This window comes from Paraburkholderia sp. USG1, from assembly GCF_031570135.1.
GTDB classification, from domain to species: domain Bacteria; phylum Pseudomonadota; class Gammaproteobacteria; order Burkholderiales; family Burkholderiaceae; genus Paraburkholderia; species Paraburkholderia dioscoreae.
In genome coordinates this window covers 79,432-100,897 of sequence record NZ_JAMWXW010000030.1, presented here as the reverse complement: position 1 = coordinate 100,897, position 21,466 = coordinate 79,432, and the positions used below count along the sequence as shown (strand labels likewise).

17 protein-coding genes are annotated in these 21,466 nt (G+C 63.3%); 8 read left to right on the top strand and 9 right to left on the bottom strand.

The window, feature by feature from the left end; all coding sequences use genetic code 11:
- Nucleotides 1-20 precede the first annotated feature (20 nt).
- The 4 genes from NE850_RS31015 to NE850_RS31000 form a co-directional block, all read right to left on the bottom strand.
- On the bottom strand, nt 21-992 hold the full coding sequence (locus NE850_RS31015; protein ID WP_035518439.1) for an ABC transporter permease: 972 nt from the start codon (nt 990-992) through the stop codon (nt 21-23).
- Nucleotides 993-1,047: 55 nt separating this feature from the next.
- Nucleotides 1,048-2,622: a sugar ABC transporter ATP-binding protein gene (locus NE850_RS31010; RefSeq protein ID WP_232064236.1), complete on the bottom strand. Its 1,575-nt coding sequence runs from the start codon at nt 2,620-2,622 to the stop codon at nt 1,048-1,050.
- Between the two features lie 435 nt (nt 2,623-3,057).
- Entirely contained in the window at nt 3,058-4,077 is a 1,020-nt protein-coding gene (locus NE850_RS31005) for an ABC transporter substrate-binding protein (protein WP_007179644.1), read from the bottom strand.
- A gap of 114 nt (nt 4,078-4,191) precedes the next feature.
- Nucleotides 4,192-5,244: a LacI family DNA-binding transcriptional regulator gene (locus tag NE850_RS31000; RefSeq protein ID WP_007179643.1), complete on the bottom strand. Its 1,053-nt coding sequence runs from the start codon at nt 5,242-5,244 to the stop codon at nt 4,192-4,194.
- 403 nt (nt 5,245-5,647) lie between these two features.
- Between NE850_RS31000 and NE850_RS30995 the strand changes: the two genes are divergently transcribed.
- On the top strand, nt 5,648-6,580 hold the full coding sequence (locus tag NE850_RS30995) for an aldose 1-epimerase (RefSeq protein ID WP_310699818.1): 933 nt from the start codon (nt 5,648-5,650) through the stop codon (nt 6,578-6,580).
- Between the two features lie 36 nt (nt 6,581-6,616).
- Here NE850_RS30995 and NE850_RS30990 read toward each other — a convergent pair whose 3' ends face one another.
- Nucleotides 6,617-7,414, bottom strand: a complete 798-nt coding sequence (locus NE850_RS30990) for an endonuclease/exonuclease/phosphatase family protein (protein ID WP_007179641.1) — start codon at nt 7,412-7,414, stop codon at nt 6,617-6,619.
- 88 nt (nt 7,415-7,502) lie between these two features.
- Entirely contained in the window at nt 7,503-8,039 is a 537-nt protein-coding gene (locus tag NE850_RS30985; protein WP_007179640.1) for a hypothetical protein, read from the bottom strand.
- 269 nt (nt 8,040-8,308) lie between these two features.
- On the opposite strand from NE850_RS30985, the gene NE850_RS30980 reads away from it, so the two are divergent.
- The 4 genes from NE850_RS30980 to NE850_RS30965 all read left to right on the top strand — a co-directional run bounded on the left by NE850_RS30980 (nt 8,309) and on the right by NE850_RS30965 (nt 12,855).
- On the top strand, nt 8,309-9,286 hold the full coding sequence (locus NE850_RS30980; protein WP_035517750.1) for an AAA family ATPase: 978 nt from the start codon (nt 8,309-8,311) through the stop codon (nt 9,284-9,286).
- A gap of 384 nt (nt 9,287-9,670) precedes the next feature.
- A complete protein-coding gene (locus NE850_RS30975; protein ID WP_035518437.1) occupies nt 9,671-10,777 on the top strand; it encodes an NAD(P)/FAD-dependent oxidoreductase in 1,107 nt (368 codons plus the stop codon).
- A 219-nt stretch (nt 10,778-10,996) separates the two neighbouring features.
- Nucleotides 10,997-11,308, top strand: a complete 312-nt coding sequence (locus NE850_RS30970; RefSeq protein ID WP_007179637.1) for a high-potential iron-sulfur protein — start codon at nt 10,997-10,999, stop codon at nt 11,306-11,308.
- A 254-nt stretch (nt 11,309-11,562) separates the two neighbouring features.
- Entirely contained in the window at nt 11,563-12,855 is a 1,293-nt protein-coding gene (locus NE850_RS30965) for an MFS transporter (RefSeq protein WP_007179636.1), read from the top strand.
- A gap of 121 nt (nt 12,856-12,976) precedes the next feature.
- Here the strand turns inward: NE850_RS30965 and NE850_RS30960 are convergent, their stop codons facing one another.
- Complete coding sequence (locus NE850_RS30960) at nt 12,977-14,500, bottom strand: amidase (protein WP_007179635.1); 1,524 nt, start codon at nt 14,498-14,500, stop codon at nt 12,977-12,979.
- A 268-nt stretch (nt 14,501-14,768) separates the two neighbouring features.
- Nucleotides 14,769-15,467: a dienelactone hydrolase family protein gene (locus NE850_RS30955; protein WP_165184276.1), complete on the bottom strand. Its 699-nt coding sequence runs from the start codon at nt 15,465-15,467 to the stop codon at nt 14,769-14,771.
- A gap of 253 nt (nt 15,468-15,720) precedes the next feature.
- Between NE850_RS30955 and NE850_RS30950 the strand changes: the two genes are divergently transcribed.
- From NE850_RS30950 to NE850_RS30940, 3 genes are all read left to right on the top strand, one after another.
- A complete protein-coding gene (locus tag NE850_RS30950) occupies nt 15,721-16,824 on the top strand; it encodes a nitronate monooxygenase family protein (RefSeq protein ID WP_007179633.1) in 1,104 nt (367 codons plus the stop codon).
- Between the two features lie 455 nt (nt 16,825-17,279).
- Nucleotides 17,280-18,425: a branched-chain amino acid ABC transporter substrate-binding protein gene (locus NE850_RS30945; protein ID WP_165184279.1), complete on the top strand. Its 1,146-nt coding sequence runs from the start codon at nt 17,280-17,282 to the stop codon at nt 18,423-18,425.
- 112 nt (nt 18,426-18,537) lie between these two features.
- The gene (locus NE850_RS30940; protein WP_165187305.1) at nt 18,538-19,572 is read left to right on the top strand and encodes a cupin-like domain-containing protein; all 1,035 of its coding nucleotides are present in this window, start codon (nt 18,538-18,540) and stop codon (nt 19,570-19,572) included.
- Between the two features lie 241 nt (nt 19,573-19,813).
- Here NE850_RS30940 and NE850_RS30935 read toward each other — a convergent pair whose 3' ends face one another.
- On the bottom strand, nt 19,814-21,286 hold the full coding sequence (locus NE850_RS30935) for a collagen-like triple helix repeat-containing protein (RefSeq protein WP_310699815.1): 1,473 nt from the start codon (nt 21,284-21,286) through the stop codon (nt 19,814-19,816).
- Nucleotides 21,287-21,466 lie beyond the last annotated feature (180 nt).

Genomic DNA, 21,466 nt, shown 5'->3' with positions numbered 1-21,466 from the left:
CCGGGAATGTCCTTGCCGCGTCAGCGCGAGCGCCGCTGCACATAAACGGCGGCGACGATAATGCCGGCCTTCACCACCAGCGCCGCCGCGTCGGGAATGCCGTGCGCAAGCAGCGTGTAGCGCAGCAACTGGATGATCAGCGCGCCGATCAGCGTGCCGCCGATATACGCTTTGCCGCCGGTGAGCGCCGTACCGCCGACGGCGACCGCCGCGATTGCATCGAGTTCGACGCCGAGCCCGACCACGTTCGCATCCGAGGACGAATTCACCGAGATCGAGATCAGTCCCGCCAGTCCCGCGAGCGCAGCGCACAGCGTGTAGGCGATCAGCTTCACGGTGGCCGTCGGCACGCCGCACAGATAGGCGGCCTTTTCGTTGCCGCCGGTGATCAGCAGATATTGACCGAACAGCGTCTTGCGCACGACCCACACGAACACGGCGACGAGCGCGAGCATCAGCAGCACCTGGAACGGCACGCCCGCGACCTTGCCGAGCGCGATCCACTGGAAGGCGGGCGTGTTGAACGCCTGCAGGCTGCCGTCGGTGACGACCTGCGCGATGCCGCGGCCGGCGATGAACAGCACCAGCGTCGCGACAATCGGCTGCACGGATAACTTCGTCACCAGCAAGCCGTTGAAGACGCCGCACAACGCGGCGGCCAGTACCGGCAACACGAACGCGAGCGTAATGCCGGCGGGACCGGCAATGTTCAGGAACAGCATCGGCGCGAGCGCACCGGAGATCGCCATCGACGCGCCCACCGACAGATCGATGCCGCCCGTCGCCACCACCAGCGTCATGCCGATGCCGACGATCACGATCGTCACCACCTGCGTCATGTTGACGTTGAAGGTTTGCAGCGACCAGAAGTGCGGCGTGAAGAACAGATTGAAGAGCACCATCGCGAGCAGGACGATCACTTCGCGCTGCATGGCGAGATGGCGCCATTTGCGCACGGTCGTTGCCGGTGCGGCGCGCGGCGCGGCCGTCATCTGCTGGGCGGTCTCGCCGAGCCGTGGCTCGGTATGCAACGTTTCGGTGGGCAACTTAAGCGCCATGACGGTCGCCCTCCAGCGCGTCTGCGATGTGTGCGGCGTTTGCCGTTTGCGCGGCATCGGCCAGTTGCGAATGGCCGTCGCCGCCGTAGGCAATGGCATCCATGATCGCGGTCTCGCTCATGTCGACGCCGTTCAGTTCGGCGACCGTGCGGCCGTCGCGGATCACCACGGCGCGATCGGCCACCGCCGTCAACTCTTCCAGCTCGGAGGCGGACAGCAGCACGGCGAGGCCCGCGTCGCGCAGTTCACGCACGATCTTCGCCACGTCCGCTTTGGCGCCGACATCGATGCCGCGCGTCGGTTCGTCGAGCAGCAACAGCGATGGCTCGGCCGCCAGCCAGCGCGCCAGCAGAACCTTCTGCTGATTGCCGCCGGACAGTTCGCGGATAGGCTGATCCGGCGAGCGCAGCTTGATGCCGAGCGACGCAATGAAGCGATCGACAATCGCCTGCTGCTTCTTCACGTCGACCACGCCGTTCTTCGCCAGCGTGCGCAGACAGACGAGCGTGAGGTTGTCGCGCACCGAAAGTTCGGGGACGATGCCTTCGGCCTTGCGGTCTTCGGTGAGATAGGCGAGGCCACGCGCGATCGCGTCTTGCGGCGACTTCAGCGCGACGGTTTCACCGCCGATCGTGAGCGAGCCTCGCTCCAGCGGATCGGCGCCGAACATCAGCCGCATGGTTTCCGTGCGACCCGAGCCGAGCAGGCCGGCGAGACCCACGGCTTCGCCGGCATGTACTTCGAGCGAGACGTCGCTCACTTTCGGATGCGCGCTCAGATGTGTTGTCGCGATCATCTGCTTGCCGCGCCGCGCGAGGTTCGTTTCGCGGGCCGCGGTGTCGTCCTGGACGACGGCGGCGAGCGTGCGGCCGAGCATCGTCGTGACGAGCTGCAGTTTGTCCATCTCCGCCATCGTGCTTTGCGCGACCGTCTGGCCGTCGCGCATCACCGTCACGCGGTCGCACAACGCGTACAGTTCGTCGAGCCGGTGCGACACGAAGATCACCGCGCGGCCGTCGTCGCGCAGCTTGCGCACCACCGTGAAAAGCAGTTCCACTTCGCGTTCGTCGAGCGACGAGGTGGACTCGTCCATGATGACCATCTTCGCGTCGGACGACACCGCGCGCGCGAGCGCCACCATCTGCTGGATCGCGGTCGAATAGCGGCCGACCGGTTTCTTCACATCGATCTGCAAGCCGAACGATTCGAGCAGCGCGGCGGCGCGTTGCTGCACCGCGCGCCAATCGATCAGCCCGAAGCGGCGCGGCTCGCGGCCGAGGAAAATGTTCTCCGCCACCGAGCGGAACGGCACCAGATTGATCTCCTGATAGATCGTGCTGATGCCGGCTTCGCGCGCCTGCTTGGGCGTGCGGAAATCGACCTCGCGGCCTTCGAAGCGCACGCTGCCCGAGCCGCGCCGATAGGCGCCGGTCAGGATCTTGATCAGGGTCGATTTGCCCGCGCCGTTCTGGCCGATCAGCGCATGCACTTCGCCGGCGGCGACGCTCAGATTGGCGCCGCGCAGCGCGGGCACGCCGCCGAAGCTGATGCCGATGTCCTGCATGTCGAGCAGCGGCGAACGGGTAAGGGGAGAGTGTGGCGTCTCTTTGCCGGATTCCGTCACGGGTGTCCTCCTGATGCATGTGCTGCTTTATTTGCCGCGTGCGCGCCAGCTATGCATTGCGCGTGCGAGCCGGTGCGGCCCTTCGTTCGGGGCTCTTATGCGGGCGATGTCGCTCAATCATGGTACGCCGCATAAAAGCGAAGCGACGGTTCGTGCTGCCACGAACGCGTCGCTCCGAACCCTTCCCGTCGCCCGCCCCCCGAGGAGACCGATTCGAGGCGGGGACGTCCTGCGAGGCAGTCCCCGATCCCTATGCCTCAAACAGCGCGTGCTTCAGGGCGGGAGACTTCCTTCGGGCGCCGCCGGAGCACGCGGACGCTCCGCTACAGCATGGCGCTCAAACTTCAAGACTGCGCAGACAGCGGCGCCTCGCGATCAATAGCCGTACTGCATGTTCTGCTGCACGTTGCTCTTGTCGTAGAACTTGTCGGACACTTTGACCCACGTCGGGATTTTTTCGCCCTTCGCGTAACGCTGTGCGACGTCGCAGGCGAGCGGGCCGAAGAACGGGCTCGACTGCACGCTCGCGCCTAGTTCGCCCGCCGCGATCGCGTCCATGCCGCCCTTGGTGCCGTCGATCGTGACGATCTGGATGTCCTTGCCCGGCTGCTTGCCGGCGGCCTTGATCGCGGCAATCGCGCCGAGCGCCATTTCGTCGTTATGCGCGTAGACAGCGGTGACGTCCGGATGCGCCTGCAACAGCGTTTCCATGACCTGGCGGCCCTTGTCGCGCGCGAAGTCGCCGCTTTGCGACGCGATGATCGTCATGCCCGGATTCTTCGCGATGACTTCGTCGAAACCCTTCTTGCGATCGTTCGCGGCGGACGCGCCGGTGGTGCCTTCGAGTTCGATGATTTTCGCCTTGCCGCCCGTCGCCTTGACGAGCCAGTCAGCTGCGCGATGGCCCTGATCGATGAAGTCCGAGCCGATGAACGTGATGTAGTCGCGGCCCGCCTTGGCGACCGATTGATCGACGTCGCGGTCGACGAGAATCACCGGAATGCCGGCCTTTTTAGCTTGCAGCACGATCGGTGCAAGCGGCTTTTCTTCGCGTGGCGGGAACACCAGCAGATCGACGTGCTGCGCGATCATGTTCTGGATGTCCGACACCTGCTTGGAGTTCGAACTGTTGGCGTCGGTCATGACCAACTGCCAGCCGCATTTCGCGGCGACGTCCTTGAAGCTCTTGGTTTCCGCGAGACGCCACGGGTTGTTGCTTTCGGTCTGCGCGAAGCCGACCTTCAGCGGAGTCTTGGTGGGCAGCTTCGGCAATGCGTCGTCGGCGTGCGCGGTGGCGACGCCGAAACCGATTGCCAGAGCCAGCAGCGAACCCGCCAGCGGACGAATCTGCTGCTTGCGCGCGTGACTGCGCGACTGCGTGTTGAGCGACGCCATGTCTTCCTCCAGTACCTGGTGAGGTAGGTGTATTTGCTTTTAGTGTTGCTCCTGCCGGCCGGCGGTGTTTGCCTGACCCGACGTGCCGATTATTTCACCTGGAATTATTATCAGTCAATCACTAATAATATTAGTTATTGGCTTTTTTGCCTCGGTAATTACCCTGACCGAAGCACGTTCGACGAGCGGACCGTCGAGCTTGACCATGCGATGCCGGACCGGCGCACCGGCTGCCCGATTGTGTTCTTCCTGTAGCAGGGTTTCGACGGCCCAGCGCCCCAGTTCGTAGTTCGGCAGCACGACGGTCGAGAGCGGCGGATGCGTATGGCGGGCGATTTCCTGGTCGTCGTAGCCCAGCACCGAGACGTCTTCGGGCACGCGCAGGCCGAGTTGTTTCAGGGCTTCGATGGCGCCGATGGCGGTCAGGTCGTTGGCGCAGAAAATCGCGGTCGGCGGATTGGGCTCGCGCATCAGCGAGAGCGTCAGTTCAAAGCCGAGACCCGAACTCCAGTCGCCGTCGCGCACCATTTCCGGCGCGAAAGGCAGGTCGGCGGTGGCAAGCGCGGTGCGGTAGCCTTTCAGACGGTCTTTCGATGCATCCTGCCAGGGCTCGCCGTTGATATAGCCGATCCGCCGGTGTCCGGCCTGCAGCAGATAGTCGGTTGCCAGATGGCCGCCGGCCACTTCCGCGGGCACCACCGACGAAAACCCGCCTTCGCCCGTATAGCAATTCAGCAGCACGGTCGGCACCTGCGAGAGCGCCGCCGGCGGCGTCACCTTGCGCGTATAGACGGTCGCGTAAATCACGCCGAACACATGCGGATTCGACAGCGTGGCGTCGAGCACCTGCTTTTCGATGTCGGCGTTGCCGTGCGTCGAATAGACCGCCAGCATCTTGCCGCTCGCATAGGCCGCATCGCGCGCGCCGTCGACGTTGACGACCGGATGCGGACTGGTGGAAATCTCGTCGGCGAGGTAGACGATCAGATTGCGCTCGTCGCTCGAAGCCGATACCGGCTCTCGCAGCGACAGCCGGTAGCCGAGGTCGTGCGCGGCTTTCAGCACCTTGTTGCGGGTGGCCTCGGAGAACTTCGCGCCAGTCGCGTTGTTCAGCACGAGCGAGACTGTCGATTGCGACACGCCGGTGAGCTTGGCGATGTCGGTCATGGTCGGACGGCGTTGGGTCGATTTTTTCATTGTGCGGGCCGCGCTGCAGCGGCGCTGGAACTGGGGCATGCCGTGGGCATCGTGGTGCTGACGGTACCACTAATAATATGCGCGCGGCAACGCGCGCTAACCCGCCATTTGGGAGGTGTCTATCGACCTTCGTGCAGGGTCGGTTCGACAAATTTATTACTAATAATATTGACGGGTGCGCTTTGGCGTGCGATTCTCGGTCGCGCGGACCCAGACAGTCCGCCGGTCGTGCGCTGTGCGCGGCACGCAACAGGAGACACCGATCGATGGAGACACCGCGACGCGTTCATGCCGCCATCCGCCCGAGCTCCCGTCTTTTCTGACCATGCGCGACGTTTCCTTGAATTCGATCCGGCCGCCCGCGACCGGACTCATGTGGCTCGACGATCCCGCGATCGTCGCCACGGTCGTCACGCTTTCGGCTGGCGCGCTGCGTGTCGTGATCGCGCCCGAAGTGGGCGGCGCGCTGGCAGCTTTCTACGAAACGACGCCCGACGGTCCCTTGCACTGGCTGCGACCGGCGGCGCCGGCCGCTTTCGCCGAACGCGACCCGCTGCGCATGGCGAGTTTTCCGCTCCTTCCGTACTGCAACCGGATTCGCGACGCGCGTTTCGAATTCGACGGCGGCACCATCGACCTTGCCGGCAACGACGCGCGTTTCGCCCACGCGCTGCACGGCAATGCGTGGCGGCATCCGTGGCAAGTGGGAGCGCGCACGGAAAGCTCGGTGGAACTGCACTTCGAACACGAACCGGATTCGCGCTTGCGCGGCGACTGGCCGTTCCGTTATCGCGCTCAGCAGAGAATCGAGTTGAGCGGCGGCGCGCTCCACATCACGCTGTCCGCGCAAAACCTCGCCGCGCAGCCGATGCCGTTCGGTATGGGCCATCACCCGTACTATCCGCGCACCGCGCAAACCCGCGTGTACGCCGAAGTGGGAGCCATGTGGCATGCCGACGCCGACGTGCTGCCCACGCATCTCGGCCCGCATCCGGCGGTGGATGCGTTGCGCGAAGGCATGTCCGCCGACGCCTTCGATCTCGACAACAACTTTGCGAACTGGTCGCGCGAGGCGACCATTGCGTGGCCCGACGAACACCGTCGCCTGACGATGACCGCCGACGCGCCATTCGATCACATGGTGGTGTTCGCGCCGGCCAACGATGCGCAACTGTGCGTGGAACCGGTGACGAACACCACCGATTGCTTCAACGCGGTCGGCATGCGTGAGCATGTAGGCGGCTGCGTGTTGCAGCCGGGCGAGAAGATTGCCGCGACGGTGAAATGGACGCCGCACAAAAACTAGCGTGCAGCGCCTGTGCTTGCGTTTGCCTGCCTTTGCCTATTCGAGCCGCAAGCGGGCCATATACGGCAAGTGATCCGAGAGCCACGCGGTTTCCTGCGTCGGCTGGATCCATTCGACCGGCTGCATGCCGCGCACGAACATCTTGTCGAGCGCAAGTGCCGGTGAGAAAGCCGGAAAGGTGCGGCCCGATTCGCCAAGCAGCGTGGCCACTTCCTGCAGACCATGCTCACGGAAGAGCGGCACTGAATCGTTGCGCCAGTCGTTGAAGTCGCCGGCCAGCACGAGTGGACCTTGCGGTGCTTCCTTCGCGATCCAGTGCGCGATCCAGTTCATCTGACGCAAGCGTGCCGAGCGGGTGAGCGCAAGATGCGCGCACAGCAGCGTGACCGAGTGACCGCCAAAGGTGGCGCGCGCCACCAGTAACCCACGCTTTTCGAAGCGATGCGCGGAGATGTCCCAGCGCCCGCCGAGATCGAGCGGATGCGGCGACAGGATCGCATTGCCATGCCGCCACGACGGTTTGAAAACGTTCGGTCCGAGCGCGATTTCGAGCTCCAGCGCACGTGCGATTTCAGTGGCCTGGCAATGCCAGACATCGTTCAACGGATCGGCTAGCGGCGCGCCGAAACTGCTCGCCAGCACCGGCGCCGGCATGCGCCGCGCCATCGCTTCCTGTAAGAAATAGGCGTCCGCGTGGGTGGATTGCACCCACTGCTGCATGGCCTGCCAGGCCTGAAAGCCGAGCGGCGTGCGGCCCTTATGCAGGTTCCAGCTCACCGCAATGAAATCCTTGGGCGCTACGCTCTCGCGGATCAGTTCTTCGGGGTTTCGCATGCCGCGTTGTCCACGTGTTCTGTTTGGGGGCGTCGGTTAGTCGCGCGCTGTTGGTGTGTTCTCGTGCGTGTTCTTTGCATCGGTTCGATCAGTTTGCCGTGTTTGCACTGTCCGCGAGATTTGCGCGCACGCGGTATACCAGGTTCGGGTCTTTATCGACGATGGTCCAACTGGCCCATTGCCCCGGCGCCACCTTCAGGCCGGGATGGCTCGCGCTCACCTGGCGCGGTTGCGGCGGCAGCTTGCAGCCGGTGCCGGTTTGCCGGGCCGCGTCTTCCTCGAACGTTTCCTGTGCTTCGATCGACAACGTGACTCCGCTCGCGTCCGCCTGCAGTGGCGAGACGGTCAGCGTGCGCGCCAGATCGATGCTGCCGCCGGGCTGATCCTTGCAGCCGACGTTATGCTGCACGACCTTGTGATGCGTGTCCGTGCGCGCCTGACCAACCGTGGTGGTGCCGTCGAACGCGTCGATCTGCTGGCCGTCGCGCATGACCTGCAACTGCCATTGCACGACCTGCTGTGCCGGCCGTGGCGGTGTATTTTGTTGTGTGCCTTGTGCGCTTTGTTGTGCATTCGCAAGCAACGAAGTGCCGAGCAGCACGGCCAAGATACTGGTTTTCCACATAGAAGAAAGTCTCCGGTCACCGGATCCGGCGCCATAGTCAGAGGGCCATCTTACGCCTGATGCGCGCAACGCCTTTCTGACACTTCAAACGGGGCCGGGTTCAGCAACAATCCATTTCAGATAAGGCCCGCAATCCGCAAAAACAACCCGCTGTTAGCAGCAGAGCAGCACGACTGCTGGCTTGCACGCGAATATGTCCTCGCTACACTGGACCTGAAACGGCGCCCATCAGGTGCCTCAGCAGCAGGACTAGCCAGACGGGGTGAGCGATGACAACAGCAATGGTCAAACAGGAAATCGCCGTGGCATCTTTCAGTCGGGTGTACGACCTCGATCAGGTCGAGACCGCGCTGAACGATCTCGGTGAAGGTGCGAACGAGGCACTGCGCGCGACATACGAAAAGATGCTGAAAACCGGCAATCTGCGCTTTTGCGTGAAGCCGAACCGCATGCCGTCGATCGACGATCTGATCGACGCGCTGCCCAACTTTTCAGCGCCGCTCGACGACATCCGCAAACAGGTCGCCTTGTGTCTCGAAACAGAAGACCGCCTGGAACTGATGCCGATTCTGCTGCTCGGCGATCCCGGCATCGGCAAGACTCACTTCGCCAAGCAGTTGGCGCGCCTGCTCGGCACCGCGTATCAATATGTGGCGATGAGTTCGCTGACGGCGGGGTGGATTCTGTCGGGCGCTTCGTCGCAATGGAAAAATGCGAAGCCAGGCAAGGTGTTCGATGCGCTGGTGAACGGCAGCTATGCGAATCCGGTGATTGCCGTCGACGAAATCGACAAGGCGACGGGCGATTCGCAATACGATCCGCTCGGCGCGTTGTATGCGCTGCTCGAGCACGACACGGCGCAGACGTTCATCGACGAATTCGCCGAGATTCCGATCAATGCCGGGCACGTGATCTGGATTGCGACGGCGAACGACGAGCGCTCGATTCCCGAGCCGATCCTGAACCGGATGAACGTGTACGAGATCCCTGCGCCGGACCGCGAGGGCGCACGCCGGATCGCCCAGGCGATCTACGACGAGATCCGCTCGGCGCATAACTGGGGGCTGCGCTTTCCCGAGGTGCTCGGCGACGCCGCGCTCGATGCGTTGATGCGGGCATCTCCGCGTGAAATGCGGCGGGCGATTCTCAATGGCTTCGGCGCGGCGCGCATCGACGGGCGTGACCGGATCGAGGCCGGCGACATTCGCCTCGATTACGGAAATCGGCGAAAACCCATCGGTTTTTGAGTATTTTTGCCACTTTTTCGTAAAAAGCCGCCTCCAGGCGGTATTTCGCGAGCCAAATCGGGAATCCGTGCCGGGAACGGAGTGAATGCTACGGCAATTATTGCTGCGATTGAGTTGCCAGGAACCAAGCACTGTCACCTTCGACGGCGTACACTGATTCGGTCCGGCCGATACGTTTGAGACCTGCACAAGACCGAGTGCCCGCAGTGGTTGCCGACTGCGGGCATTTCTGTCTGTACGGCGTCATACAATTTTGCGTAGCGGTTGCGAATGGACGGGAGCGTTGGACAGCGAGCGGTGTACGGCACGCGTCAGCCGCATCCTGTCTTCATCTTGATCGGGCGAACGAGGCAGCGCGCGGCGAAGTTGGCCGCGTCAAGGGACATGGACCAAATCGAATGTGTAGTGATCGGCGCTGGCGTGGTCGGTCTCGCGGTGGCGCGCGCACTGGCGGCGCGCGGGCGCGAAGTGATCGTGCTGGAAGCGGCGGAGGCGATCGGCGTGGGCACCAGCTCGCGCAACAGCGAGGTGATTCACGCGGGCATCTACTATCCGCGCGGCTCGCTCAAAGCGGCGCTTTGCGTGCGCGGCCGCGAGATGCTCTACGAGTACTGCGTCGAGCATAAGGTGCCGCATTCGCGGTGCGGCAAACTACTGGTCGCCACCTCGCGCAACCAGATTCCTCAGCTTGAAAACATCATGGCAAAAGGCCGTGACAACGGGGTGCTCGACCTGATGCGAATCACCGGCGACCAGGCGCAAGCCCTCGAACCCGCGCTCGAGTGTGTCGAAGCGGTGTTCTCGCCGCAGACGGGCATTGTCGATAGTCATCAGTTCATGCTGGCGCTGCAGGGTGACGCCGAACGCGACGGCGCGGTGTGCGCGTTTCATGCGCCGGTGCAGGGGATCGAAGCGAGCAATGGCCGCTTCAACATCAAGGTGGGCGGTGACGCGCCGACCACGATCAGCGCCGCCTGCGTGATCAACAGCGCCGGCTTGCAGGCGAATGCACTGGCCCGCAAGATCCGCGGACTCGACGCGCGGCATGTGCCGCCGCTCTATCTCGCGCGCGGCAATTACTTCGGCATCTCCGGGCGCGCGCCATTCAGCCGCCTGATTTACCCGATGCCGAACGAAGCCGGTCTCGGCGTGCATCTGACCATCGATCTGGGCGGGCAGGCGCGTTTCGGTCCCGATGTCGAATGGGTCGATGCGATCAATTACGATGTCGATCCGCGTCGCGCGGAATCGTTTTACGCGGCGATTCGCGCCTATTGGCCCGCGCTGCCGGACAACGCATTGCAGCCCGCTTACGCGGGGATTCGTCCGAAGCTTTCCGGTCCCGGCGAACCTGCCGCCGACTTCGTGATTCAAGGTCCGGCCGCGCACGGCGTACGTGGGCTGGTGAATCTGTTCGGTATCGAGTCGCCGGGATTGACGGCGTCGCTCGCCATCGCGCAGCGCGTGTGCGAGCTGAGCGGCCGCGCGTAGTTCGCACGCGTTCACGCAGTTCCGGTAGCACTGCGAGGTCACCGCAAGTGCTCGGCTCGCGCGTAATCGATTCGCATTGCGCGCGACCTTCAGACGCGGCGCAGTACTAATTCGCTTATCTCTATCATTTGAGGCGGCACGCGCGACGGCTTCATTGATATCCTTGGGGACCGCTGTCATCAGAACGGCGATCAGTTCAATAAAACGGAGTGAGTCCCCATGAAATCATCACGTCGTACGTTTTTGATCACCAGCATTGGTGTGGCTTCCACCTTTGCTCTGTCGCGCCAGGCATTTGCCGATGCGCCGAAAGTCTCCGAATCCGATCCGACCGCGCAAGCACTCGGCTACAAGGAGGACGCGAGCAAAGTCGACAAAGCGAAATTCGCCAAGTACGCGGCAGGCCAGGACTGCGGCAACTGCAGCTTCTTCCAGGGCAAGCCGACCGACGCCTACGCTCCTTGCCCGATGTTCGCCGGCAAGCAGGTCGCGGCGAAGGGTTGGTGCAGCGCATATAACAAGAAGGCCTGATTACCCGCCAGCCGCGCGCGCAAACGGTGTTGCGCGAAACGCGCCGCAACATGGCGGTGTGCAGTCGAGAGCCCATCATGCAGGCGTCTGCCGCCCCGCGCGGCAGACGCCTTTTTGCTGCTTGAAAACCGCTTGTGCGCTCTTTACACTCCAATGCGACCTTAGCTGCCGGCGTTCTTTTTCTCACTCGCGCCGATGCGCCATTGCACCGAAACGACGCACCACAGGATACTTTTCGCAGGCTGGAGATTCGAATGACACCAGCGTCAAGGAGCCTTCATACGCGGGCGGTCGTCGCGGCTGTGATCGGCAATGCGCTCGAGTGGTACGACTTCACCGTGTTCGGCTTTCTGACGGTGGTGATCGCGCAATTGTTCTTCCCGGCCGGCAACGACTATGCGTCGCTGCTCCTCACCACCGCAACGTTCGGCGTCGCTTTCGTCATGCGGCCGATCGGCGGCATCGTATTCGGACTCTACGCGGATCGCGCGGGACGCAAAGCGGCGTTGTCGCTCGTCCTCGCGCTGATGACGCTCGGCATTCTCATGCTCGCGATCGCCCCGCCGTATTCGGCGATCGGCATCGGCGCGCCGTTGATGATCGTAGTCGGACGCCTGCTGCAGGGTTTTTCCGCCGGCGGTGAATTCGGCAGTTCGACGGCGTTGCTGATCGAAGCGGCGCCGTTCTCGAAGCGCGGCTTTTACGGCAGTTGGCAGATGGCGAGCCAGGCGGCGGCGCTGCTGCTCGGCGCGCTGGTGGGCGCATTGATTACGCGCGGCCTGTCGCCCGAAGCGCTGAAATCCTGGGGCTGGCGCGTGCCCTTCATCCTGGGTTTGATCATTGGACCGATCGGCTTTTATATCCGCCGGAATCTCGCCGACTCGGAAGCATTCCTGCTCGCGCAAAAAACCGCGCGGCGGGCGACGCTCGGCGAAGTTTTCAGAAGCCACAGTCGCGACGTGCTCTGCGGACTCGGTTCGGTGGTCGCACTCACGGTGACGATCTACGTGCTGATCAGCTATCTGCCGACTTTCGCGGTCCATCAACTGAAACTGCCTTACGCACAATCCTTTTACGCGGTGGTCGTCGGCAATCTGCTGTTGACGGTGCTTTCGCCGTTGACCGGCGCATGGTCGGACCGGATCGGGCGCAAGTGGCTGTCGCTGTGGTCGCTGGTGATCACGCTCGTGATTATCTATCCGCTGTTCATGTGGCTCGCGGCGGAGCCGAGCGTGTCGAAACTGATTCTCGTGCAGGCGCTGCTGTCGATCACGCTGTCCGGCTATTACGGCCCGTTCGGCGCGCTGATCGCGGAGCTGTTTCCGGCGAATGTGCGCTCGATTGGTTTATCGCTCGCGTACAACATCGCGGTGATGGTGTTCGGCGGTTTTGGGCCATTCATCGTGACGTGGCTCATCGACACTACCGGTTCGACGCTTGCGCCGATTTACTACGTGATGGGTGGACTGGCGCTGTCGATCCTCGCGGTGGCCTGCATTCCGGGCAAGCGCCACGCGGATCTCGACGCGCAGCGCAAACCGGCTTGAATGACGGCCGGATTGAGTTGCGCGTTGATGTTTGCCGCAGAACTTCGCCGCCGCTTCGCATCGCCGCCTTCATCGCCTTCGCCGTATTTGCTGCCTTCTGCGCCACGCGCAGCGTCTTCGTTCAGTTGCGTGCCTGCATCAACGGCGGCCGCTTGTCGAACCACGGCCGAGCCGTTTCGAGTTGCGCGGCCAGACGCAGAAGCGTGGCCTCGCCGCCCTCGCGCGCGGCAAACTGCACGCCGACCGGCAGCCCGCGCGCAGTCCAGTAAAGCGGTACCGACATCGCCGGCTGACCGCTCAGATTGAACAGTTCTGTGCAACCGGCCCACGTGAATGCCTTGTTCGACGCTTCCGCCAGTACCTTCTTCATCAGCGCTTCGAGCGGCATGGCGGTGACGGCGCGCATCTGCATGCGTTCCGCGGAGGTGGGCTGCATCTCGCCGATCTTGATTGGCGGCGCGGCCAGCGTGGCGCACAGAATCACGTCGTAGCGATTCAGCAGGTCGGTGAGTCGTGCGGTGATGCGGCGCTGTTCTTCGAGCGCGGCGGGCAGGCCACGCTCGCCGAGTTTGCGGCCCACGTGCGCCATCGCCCACGTCGAAATCTCGAATTCGGCGCGCAGCGGTTTGCGGCCGCTGATGCGTTCGGCGTTGAGCACGAGATCTTCCGCTGTCACCGACCAGAGTGTGAGAAACGCATGCCGAACCGCCGCGTAGTCGATGCCTAGCGACACCGGCTCGATGTTATGGCCGAGCGAATTGGCGAGTTGCGCGGCATCTTCGAGCGCGGCGCGCGAGTCGGCGGAAAGCGACGGCGCCAGCATCGGCTCGGTGACGTAGGCGATGTTCAGCGGCTTGCACGGCTCGCGGCTCGCGCTCAGAAACGTGCCCGGCGCGCCGAGCGGTCTGTCCGCATTGCCCGCAAGCAGATCGAGCAGCAACGCACTGTCGCGCACGCTGCGCGACACCGCGTGATCGACGCCGAGTTCACCGGCAGCCGCCGCCGCTGTCGCGCGCGGCACACGTCCGCGTGAAGGTTTGAGGCCGAAGAGTCCGCAGCATGAGGCCGGAATGCGGATCGAGCCGCCGCCGTCCGACGCATGAGCGAGCGGCACGATGCCCGCGGCCACCGCCGCCGCCGCGCCACCGCTCGAACCGCCTGGCGTATGGTCGAGATTCCACGGGTTGCGGCACGCACCGAACAGTTCGGGCTCCGTATAAGGCATCTGGCCGAGCTCGGACGTGCTGGTCTTCGCGAAGATGTTGAGGCCCGCCGCTTTCGCAAGCGTGACCACGGGCGCGTCCTGAGCAGGAATGAAATGGCGGTAGTGGCGGCTACCCATTGCCATGCGCAGGCCGGCGACCGGCGCGCCGAGATCCTTGATCAGATAGGGCACGCCCGCCAGCGCGGTTTGCGCGCTTTCGCCATTCGCATTGTTTGCGCCGTTCGCCGCGCGGTTTGCGTCGTCGCGCGAAGCGCGCTGACGGGCTGCATCGTAGTCCTTCAGGACAATCGCATTGATCGCGGGATTGACGGCTTCGGTGCGTGAGATCGCGATGTCGAGCAACTCGCGCGCGCTCGCCTCGCGCTTGCGTATCAGGTCGGCGAGGCCGGTGGCGTCATGGGCGAGATAGTCTGAATGCACGACGGATGGGCCCTCGCTATCGAATGTTGGATCGGCTGATTGTCCATGCGCGCGATGAACCGTTCTGCCGGACGTCACGTCGCCCGGGCTGATCGCCACACAGGGAAGAAGACGGCGTGCCGCTGACACGCCGTCTTTGAGAGAGTAACTGAGTTATGCGCGCGAGTTACTGACGCAAGTAAAGAGCGCCGATAAAAATGCGCAATCGACGCGCGCGATCGGGCGGCGCGAATGGCCGCACAAACAGCGCGCCAATCAGAGGCGCGCGTTACAGACGCTCGCCGAGGAAGGTCAACGTGCGGCCATGCGCCAGCGCGGCGGCGCGCTGGTTATACGACGCGCGGTCCGAGCAGTTGAAGCCGTGATCGGCGTTCGGATAGATGTTGAACTCGGCGTCGGTGCGGCCGGCGAAGCGCTCCTGAATCTGTCCGACAGCCGACACCGGAATATGCGCGTCGAGTTCGCCGTAGTGGAATTGCATCGGCACCTTGATTTTCGCGGCTTCGTCGAGCTGGTTCTGGATGCCGCCGCCGTAGTAGGCCACCGCTGCGTCGAGCGTGCCTTGCGCCGCGGCCAGATAGGCGAGCCGGCCGCCGAAGCAGTAGCCGATCGCCGCGACCTTGCCGGTCACTTCCGGCATGGCACGCAACGCGGCGGCGGCTGCGCCGATGTCGGCCACGGCTTGATCGACGTTGGTCTTCTGCATCAACTCGATGCCCTTCTCGCGATCCGCGCCTTCATACGTCAATTCCACGCGCGGTTGCACACGCCAGAACACGTCCGGTGCGAGCGCGATGTAGCCGTCCTGGGCGTACTGATCCGCGACCGAGCGGATATGGCTGTTCACGCCGAAGATTTCCTGAATGATGATGACGGCCGGTCCCTTGCCGCCTTTGGGCAGCGCAAGGTAGCCGCCGAAACTGTCTTTACCGGCGGGAATGTCGATCCAGCGGGAAGTGGTGCTCATGTTGCTCTCCATTGACTCGCGCGCGGCTGCGCGAGGTCGGTCTGAATGAATGCCCGAGGCCTGAATACCTGAAGCGGGGCGGTCAGTTTGCCATCAAAAGAAACGCCTTGCAGAGCGGTCCCAAACGGGGGAAATCTCGTAAGACGATTGAAACATTCTCGATAATTCATTTCTCTGGCGCTGACTGCCTCGGTACAGTCTTGGGTATCGGCTCGTCCGTGCGACGAGCGCCTTGGCGGAAAAGGAATCCATCATGAGTGAAGTCAATTTTGTGACGCCGTTTGCCGAACGTTTCGCGCTGCGCGTGCCGGTCGTGCAGGCGCCGATGGCGGGCGGCGCGACAACGCCGGCTATGGTCGCCGCGGTATCGAACGCCGGCGGCCTCGGTTTTCTGGCGGGCGCGGCGCTCTCACCCGAGAAGATCGCGAGTGAAGTCGCGGCGATCCGCATGCTGACGGATCGTCCGTTCGGCGTGAATCTGTTCGTGCTCGAACCGGCCGCGCCGGACGATGCCACCGTGCGTACCGCGCTCGAAGCCATCGACCCGCTGCGCCGCGATCTCGGTTTGCCGCCGGGTGGGCCGCTCGCGCGCTACGCGCCGGATTTCCGCGCGCAACTGGACATGCTGATCGAACTGCGCGTACCGCTGGCCAGCTTCACGTTCGGACTGCTCCCGGCCGACGATGTCGCCCGGCTGCATGCCAACGGTCTATATGTAATAGGCACCGCCACGCACGTTGCCGAAGCTGTAGCCTGGCGCGACGTGGGCGCCGATGCGATAGCGGCGCAGGGCGCGGAGGCGGGAGCGCATCGCGGCACGTTTATCGGCGCATTCGAAGAGGCGCTGGTCGGTACGATCGCGCTCGTGCCGCAAGTCGTCGACGCGACCGGGCTGCCGGTGCTCGCCGCCGGCGGCATCATGGATGGACGCGGCATCGTCGCGGCTCTCGCGCTCGGTGCGCAAGCCGCGGTGATGGGCACCGCGTTTCTCACCTGCCAGGAGAGCGCGATACCGCAGGCATGGAAAACCCGCGTACGGTCCATGTCCGACACCTCGACCTCGGTCACGCGCGCGATCACCGGCCGCCATGCGCGCGGCATACGCAATCCGTTGATGCAGCGTTTAAGCGAGGCGCCACAGAAGATCGCGCCGTATCCCGTGCAAAATGCGTTGACGCAGGAGTTGCGGCAAACCGCGAGCCGCGCGGAAAACGGCGACTATCTTTCGCTGTGGTCAGGCCAGGGCGCGCCATTGGGCCGTGCGCGCCGCGAAGGTCTCGGTGCCGCCGAACTGATGGGCCAACTCGAACGTGAATGGCGCGAGGCAACGGCGCGCATCGCTGCGCGCGAACGCTGAGTCAGCAAGGTCCGGACGTCATCCGGACATGGTCCGGGCGCGTCTCGCGGCACCTTCGGCGCGCTTCCTTTTCAGGCACAAAGCCTATTCGGATGATTAACGGTTTAAGGCGCTAAAACCTTTAGGCCGTGCTGTTAGACGCAGGCTTCACATAGCGGAAACCCGCATGGGCTGGTGCTTTCGGGGCAATCTGTCCAGCCGCGATCGGCTCCTGTTGGATAAACGCTATTAGTGTTGATCCCACTTCCTCAAAAAAGTCCCACAAATTAATTTGATGGCCTACACTTGCGCGCAAGTACGGTTTGCCGCCTGCCACAAACAGTCCGGCGAGCGTGCTGGCCAAGTGCATGAACGATGCAACCGGCGTGGTCGTCCACGGGACTGAGCGACACGTGTTGGGGAAGCGGGGGCACAGGGCGATTACGTTGTTTTTGGGACCGAAACTGGAGACTTACATGAACATCAAGATTCAAAAGCTGTTGCCGATCAGCGCTGCGGCGATGCTGTTCGCGACGTTGGCAACAACGGCCGCAGCCGACACGGTCGTCAAGATCGGTCACGTTGCGCCGCTGACTGGCGGTATCGCTCACCTGGGTAAAGACAACGAAAACGGCGCGCGCCTGGCAGTTGAAGAAATCAACGCCAAGGGCCTGACGATCGGTGGCCAGAAGGTCACACTGCAACTGGACGCACAAGACGACGCGGCCGACCCGCGCACCGCAACGCAAGTCGCGCAGAAGCTGGTCGACGACAAGGTCGTCGCCGTGGTCGGCCACTTGAACTCGGGTACGTCGATCCCGGCTTCGAAGATCTATAGCGATGCCGGCATCGTGCAGATCTCGCCGTCGGCAACGAACCCGGCCTATACGCAGCAAGGTTTCAAGACGACGTACCGCGTCGTCGCGACCGACGCTCAACAAGGTCCGGCACTGGCTAACTACGCAGCGAAGGGTCTGAAAGTGAAGAGCGTCGCAATCGTCGACGACTCGACCGCTTACGGTCAGGGTCTGGCAAACGAATTCGAAAAGACGGCGAAATCGCTGGGCCTGAACGTGATGTCGCATGACGCGACGAACGACAAGGCTGTCGACTTCCGCGCGATTCTGACGAAGATCAAGGGCGAAAACCCGGACGCGATCATGTACGGCGGCATGGACGCCACCGGCGGCCCGTTCGCCAAGCAAGCCAAGCAGCTCGGCCTGCGCGCGAAGGTGCTGGCAGGCGACGGCGTATGTACCGACAAGCTGTCGGACCTGGCCGGCGACGCAACCGACAACATCGTCTGCTCGGAAGCCGGTATGGCGCTCGAAAAGATGGCTGGCGGCCCGGCGTTCCTCGCCAAGTATCAGAAGCGTTTCGGTCAGCCGATCCAGATCTACGCTCCGTTCACGTATGACGCTGTGTACATCATCGTCGACGCTATGAAGCGTGCTAACTCGACCGATCCGGCCAAGATCCTGGCAGCAATGCCGAGCACCGACTACAAGGGTGTGATCGGTGAAACCACGTTCGACTCGAAGGGCGACCTTCAGCACGGCGTGATCTCGCTGTACAACTACAAGGCAGGCAAGAAGACGCTGCTCGACGTAGTGAAGATGTAAAAATCGCGTGACCTGGGGCAGCGTTGGTCTGTCTTCGGTCGCATGGTTAAGAAGGCACGCGCGCCGCGAGGTTCGCGTGCCTTTTCTTTTGCCGATCTTTTTGCCGATCCGTATGTTCGGAGAGAATGCCGTGACCACTGTGACCCGTTCGTTCGACGACGCGTGGCGCCGCTGGATTGCCGAGAATCTGCTGCTCGACGCACCGCCATCCGCACTGCATCGCGCGCTGGTGGGCCACGGTTTCGATGCGGCCGATGTCAAACGGGAAATCGAAGCGGTGCTCGCGAGTCCTTATTTTCACGGTGCAGCGCGCTTGCGCAATCGTTTGCGTAAGCGCGAGTGGATTTTGTCGGTGTATGGCGAACTGAATCGCATGCGCGCGGCGAGCGGTGTGATCGAACGGCGCGAACGTTTATCGCGCGACGTGTTCTTTGAGCAGTACTACTTTCAGAACCGGCCGGTCATTATCACCGGCGCATTCGACTTCTGGCCTGCGCGTTCGCGATGGAATTGGGACTATCTTCGTGAACAATGCGGCGATTGCGAAGTGGAAGTACAGTTCGGACGCGAGTCGGATGCGAATTACGAAATCAATCAGCCCAAGCTCCGGCGCATGATGCGCTTTGCCGATTATGTCGATCTCGTCGAGCAGCGCGGCCCGACAAACGATTTTTATATGACCGCCAATAACACCTCGCGCAATCGCGCGGCGCTCGCGGCGTTATGGTCCGATGTGCCGCCAATCGACGAATATCTGGATGCCGTATCGCCCGACACTGGTTTCTTCTGGATGGGACCGGCTGGAACAAAGACGCCGTTTCATCATGACCTGACTAACAATTTCATGGCACAGGTGATCGGCCGCAAACAGATCAAGCTTGTGCCGCTGTGCGACACGCCGCATATGGCGAACCATCTGCATTGCTATTCGCGAGTGGATGGCGGTGCGATCGACTACGACAGTTTCCCGTCGATGCGGCAAGCGCAATTGATCGAATGCACGCTCGCGCCAGGCGAATTGCTGTTTCTGCCGATCGGCTGGTGGCATTACGTGGAAGGGCTCGACGCATCGGTGACGATGACGTTTACCAATTTTCTCCGCAGTAACGATTTCTCGTGTCGCTACGATACGTATCACGGACTGTGACGCGCGGGTGAATGGAGCGCTGTTTTGAAGCGTCGCGGTCGGATGCGATGCTGGTGTGAGAAGCGTCGCGAATCGGCCAGAATCGGCGCAAAGCGGAGAAAAGCGGAGAAAAGCGCGGAGAGAAACGAAAGAAACGCGGAGAAAAGCGCGGATAAAAAATCAACGAGCCGGTTGTCCGGCTCGCCGCCCCCTTCGACGCTTGTTTGTTCGCGCCGTTATTTGCTGTCGTTGTCTTTGTTCGTCACTTCTTTGTTGCCAGAGCACCGAGACCGCCGAGCAGGCCGCCGCCGGTCGTGCCGCCTGTTGAAGTCGCCGCACCGCTCAAGGCGCCGGTGACAGTGGTCAGCAGACCGGTGATCGGCGCAAGCGGATTGCTGCTGCCGCTACCCGATCCTGTGGCCGAGCCCAGCGCGCCCGTCAGCGACGACACGGCCGAGGTCACGGGCGCAAGCGGATTGCCGCTGCTGTTCGTCGCGCCGCTCAAGGCACCAGTGACCGAACTCACGACGCCGCTAAGCGGAGCAAGCGGACTACCCGAGCCCGTGCCCCCAAGGCCGCCGAGGCCGCCGGTCAAGCTGCTGACGACATTGGTCAACGGTGCGAGCGGGCCGCCGGCACCGCTTCCGCCCGCCAGGCCACCGCTCAAGGTACCGGGCAGCGCGGTGAGGATGCTGGTCAACGGTGCAAGCGGTGAGCCCGTGCCTGCACCGCTGCCCGGATTCAGAATGCCTGTGATGCCGCCGAGCGGATTGCCGCTGCTCGTGGCGCCCGCCGTCAACAGACCGCCTGCGGACGTAACCGTGTCGCCGAGCTTGGTGACGACGTTGCCGAGGTTCTGGCCGATCGGATTACCGGTCGCGCCGCTGAGCTTGCCGCCGGCGCTGTCGAGACCGTGACCAATCGTCGAAAGCAGACCGTTCAGCGGTGCGCCGAGACCCGTCGTGTCGCCGACGGTTTGGGTCGTCTGCGCGAGCGTGCTCGTGATCGGCGTGATCGCGGTGGCGACCGTCTGCGTGACTTGCTGGATCGGGCCGTTCGTCAACTGCGAACCGAGTTGGGTGCCCAGGCCGCTGACCGCGTTGCCGACCGTCGAGACCGTGCTGCCGAGCGGCGTGGTCAATGGGCTCAGCGGTGCGGTGGGCCCGCTGCCGAGGCTCGTCACCAGTTGACCGGCGCTGTTGACGGCCTGGCCCGCGTCGTAGACCAGGTTGCCACTGCTGCCGAGCGTCGTGCCGAGTGGATCGGTGGAATTGCCAAGCTGGCCGAGCCCGTTCGCCACGCCTGTGCCGACGGCGGTCACGCCGTTGCCGAGATTCGACACCACGTTGCCGAGCGCCGTGGTGGTCGCGGGATTCGCGCCCGGAATCGGCGTGAGTCCGATCTGGCTGCCGACGGCGGACACGGTTTGGCCGGTGGCGGTGACCACGTTGCCAGTGTTTTGCACGACGACGCCGATGGGGTTGGCGCTGGTGGGTGTCGGCGTCGGAGTGGGTGTTGGCGTCGGAGTGGGCGTCGGAGTGGGCGTCGGCGTCGGTGTTGGAGTGGGCGTCGGTGTTGGAGTGGGCGTCGGCGTGCCGCCGCCCGAACCGCCTCCGGAACCTGCACCCGCACCGCTTCCCGTGCCCGGCCTGGTCAGCGTGCTCCCGCAGCCTGTCAGGATGATCATCGACGTGACGCACATGGCGATCGCCGTCAGCTTGAATTTGCGATTCATGGTCCGCTCCCCCGTAGTTTTGGAAATCACTTGCTTGGGGAGCTAACTGCAAGGCCTATGCCATTTTTATCCGTACGCCGGTTGCATGGAATAAGCGTATATAAATCATAGTGTTGTCAACGCGAGCGCGAAAGCTGGCGAAACTCGTTTGAACCGACGTGTCGCGGAACACAACAGTGC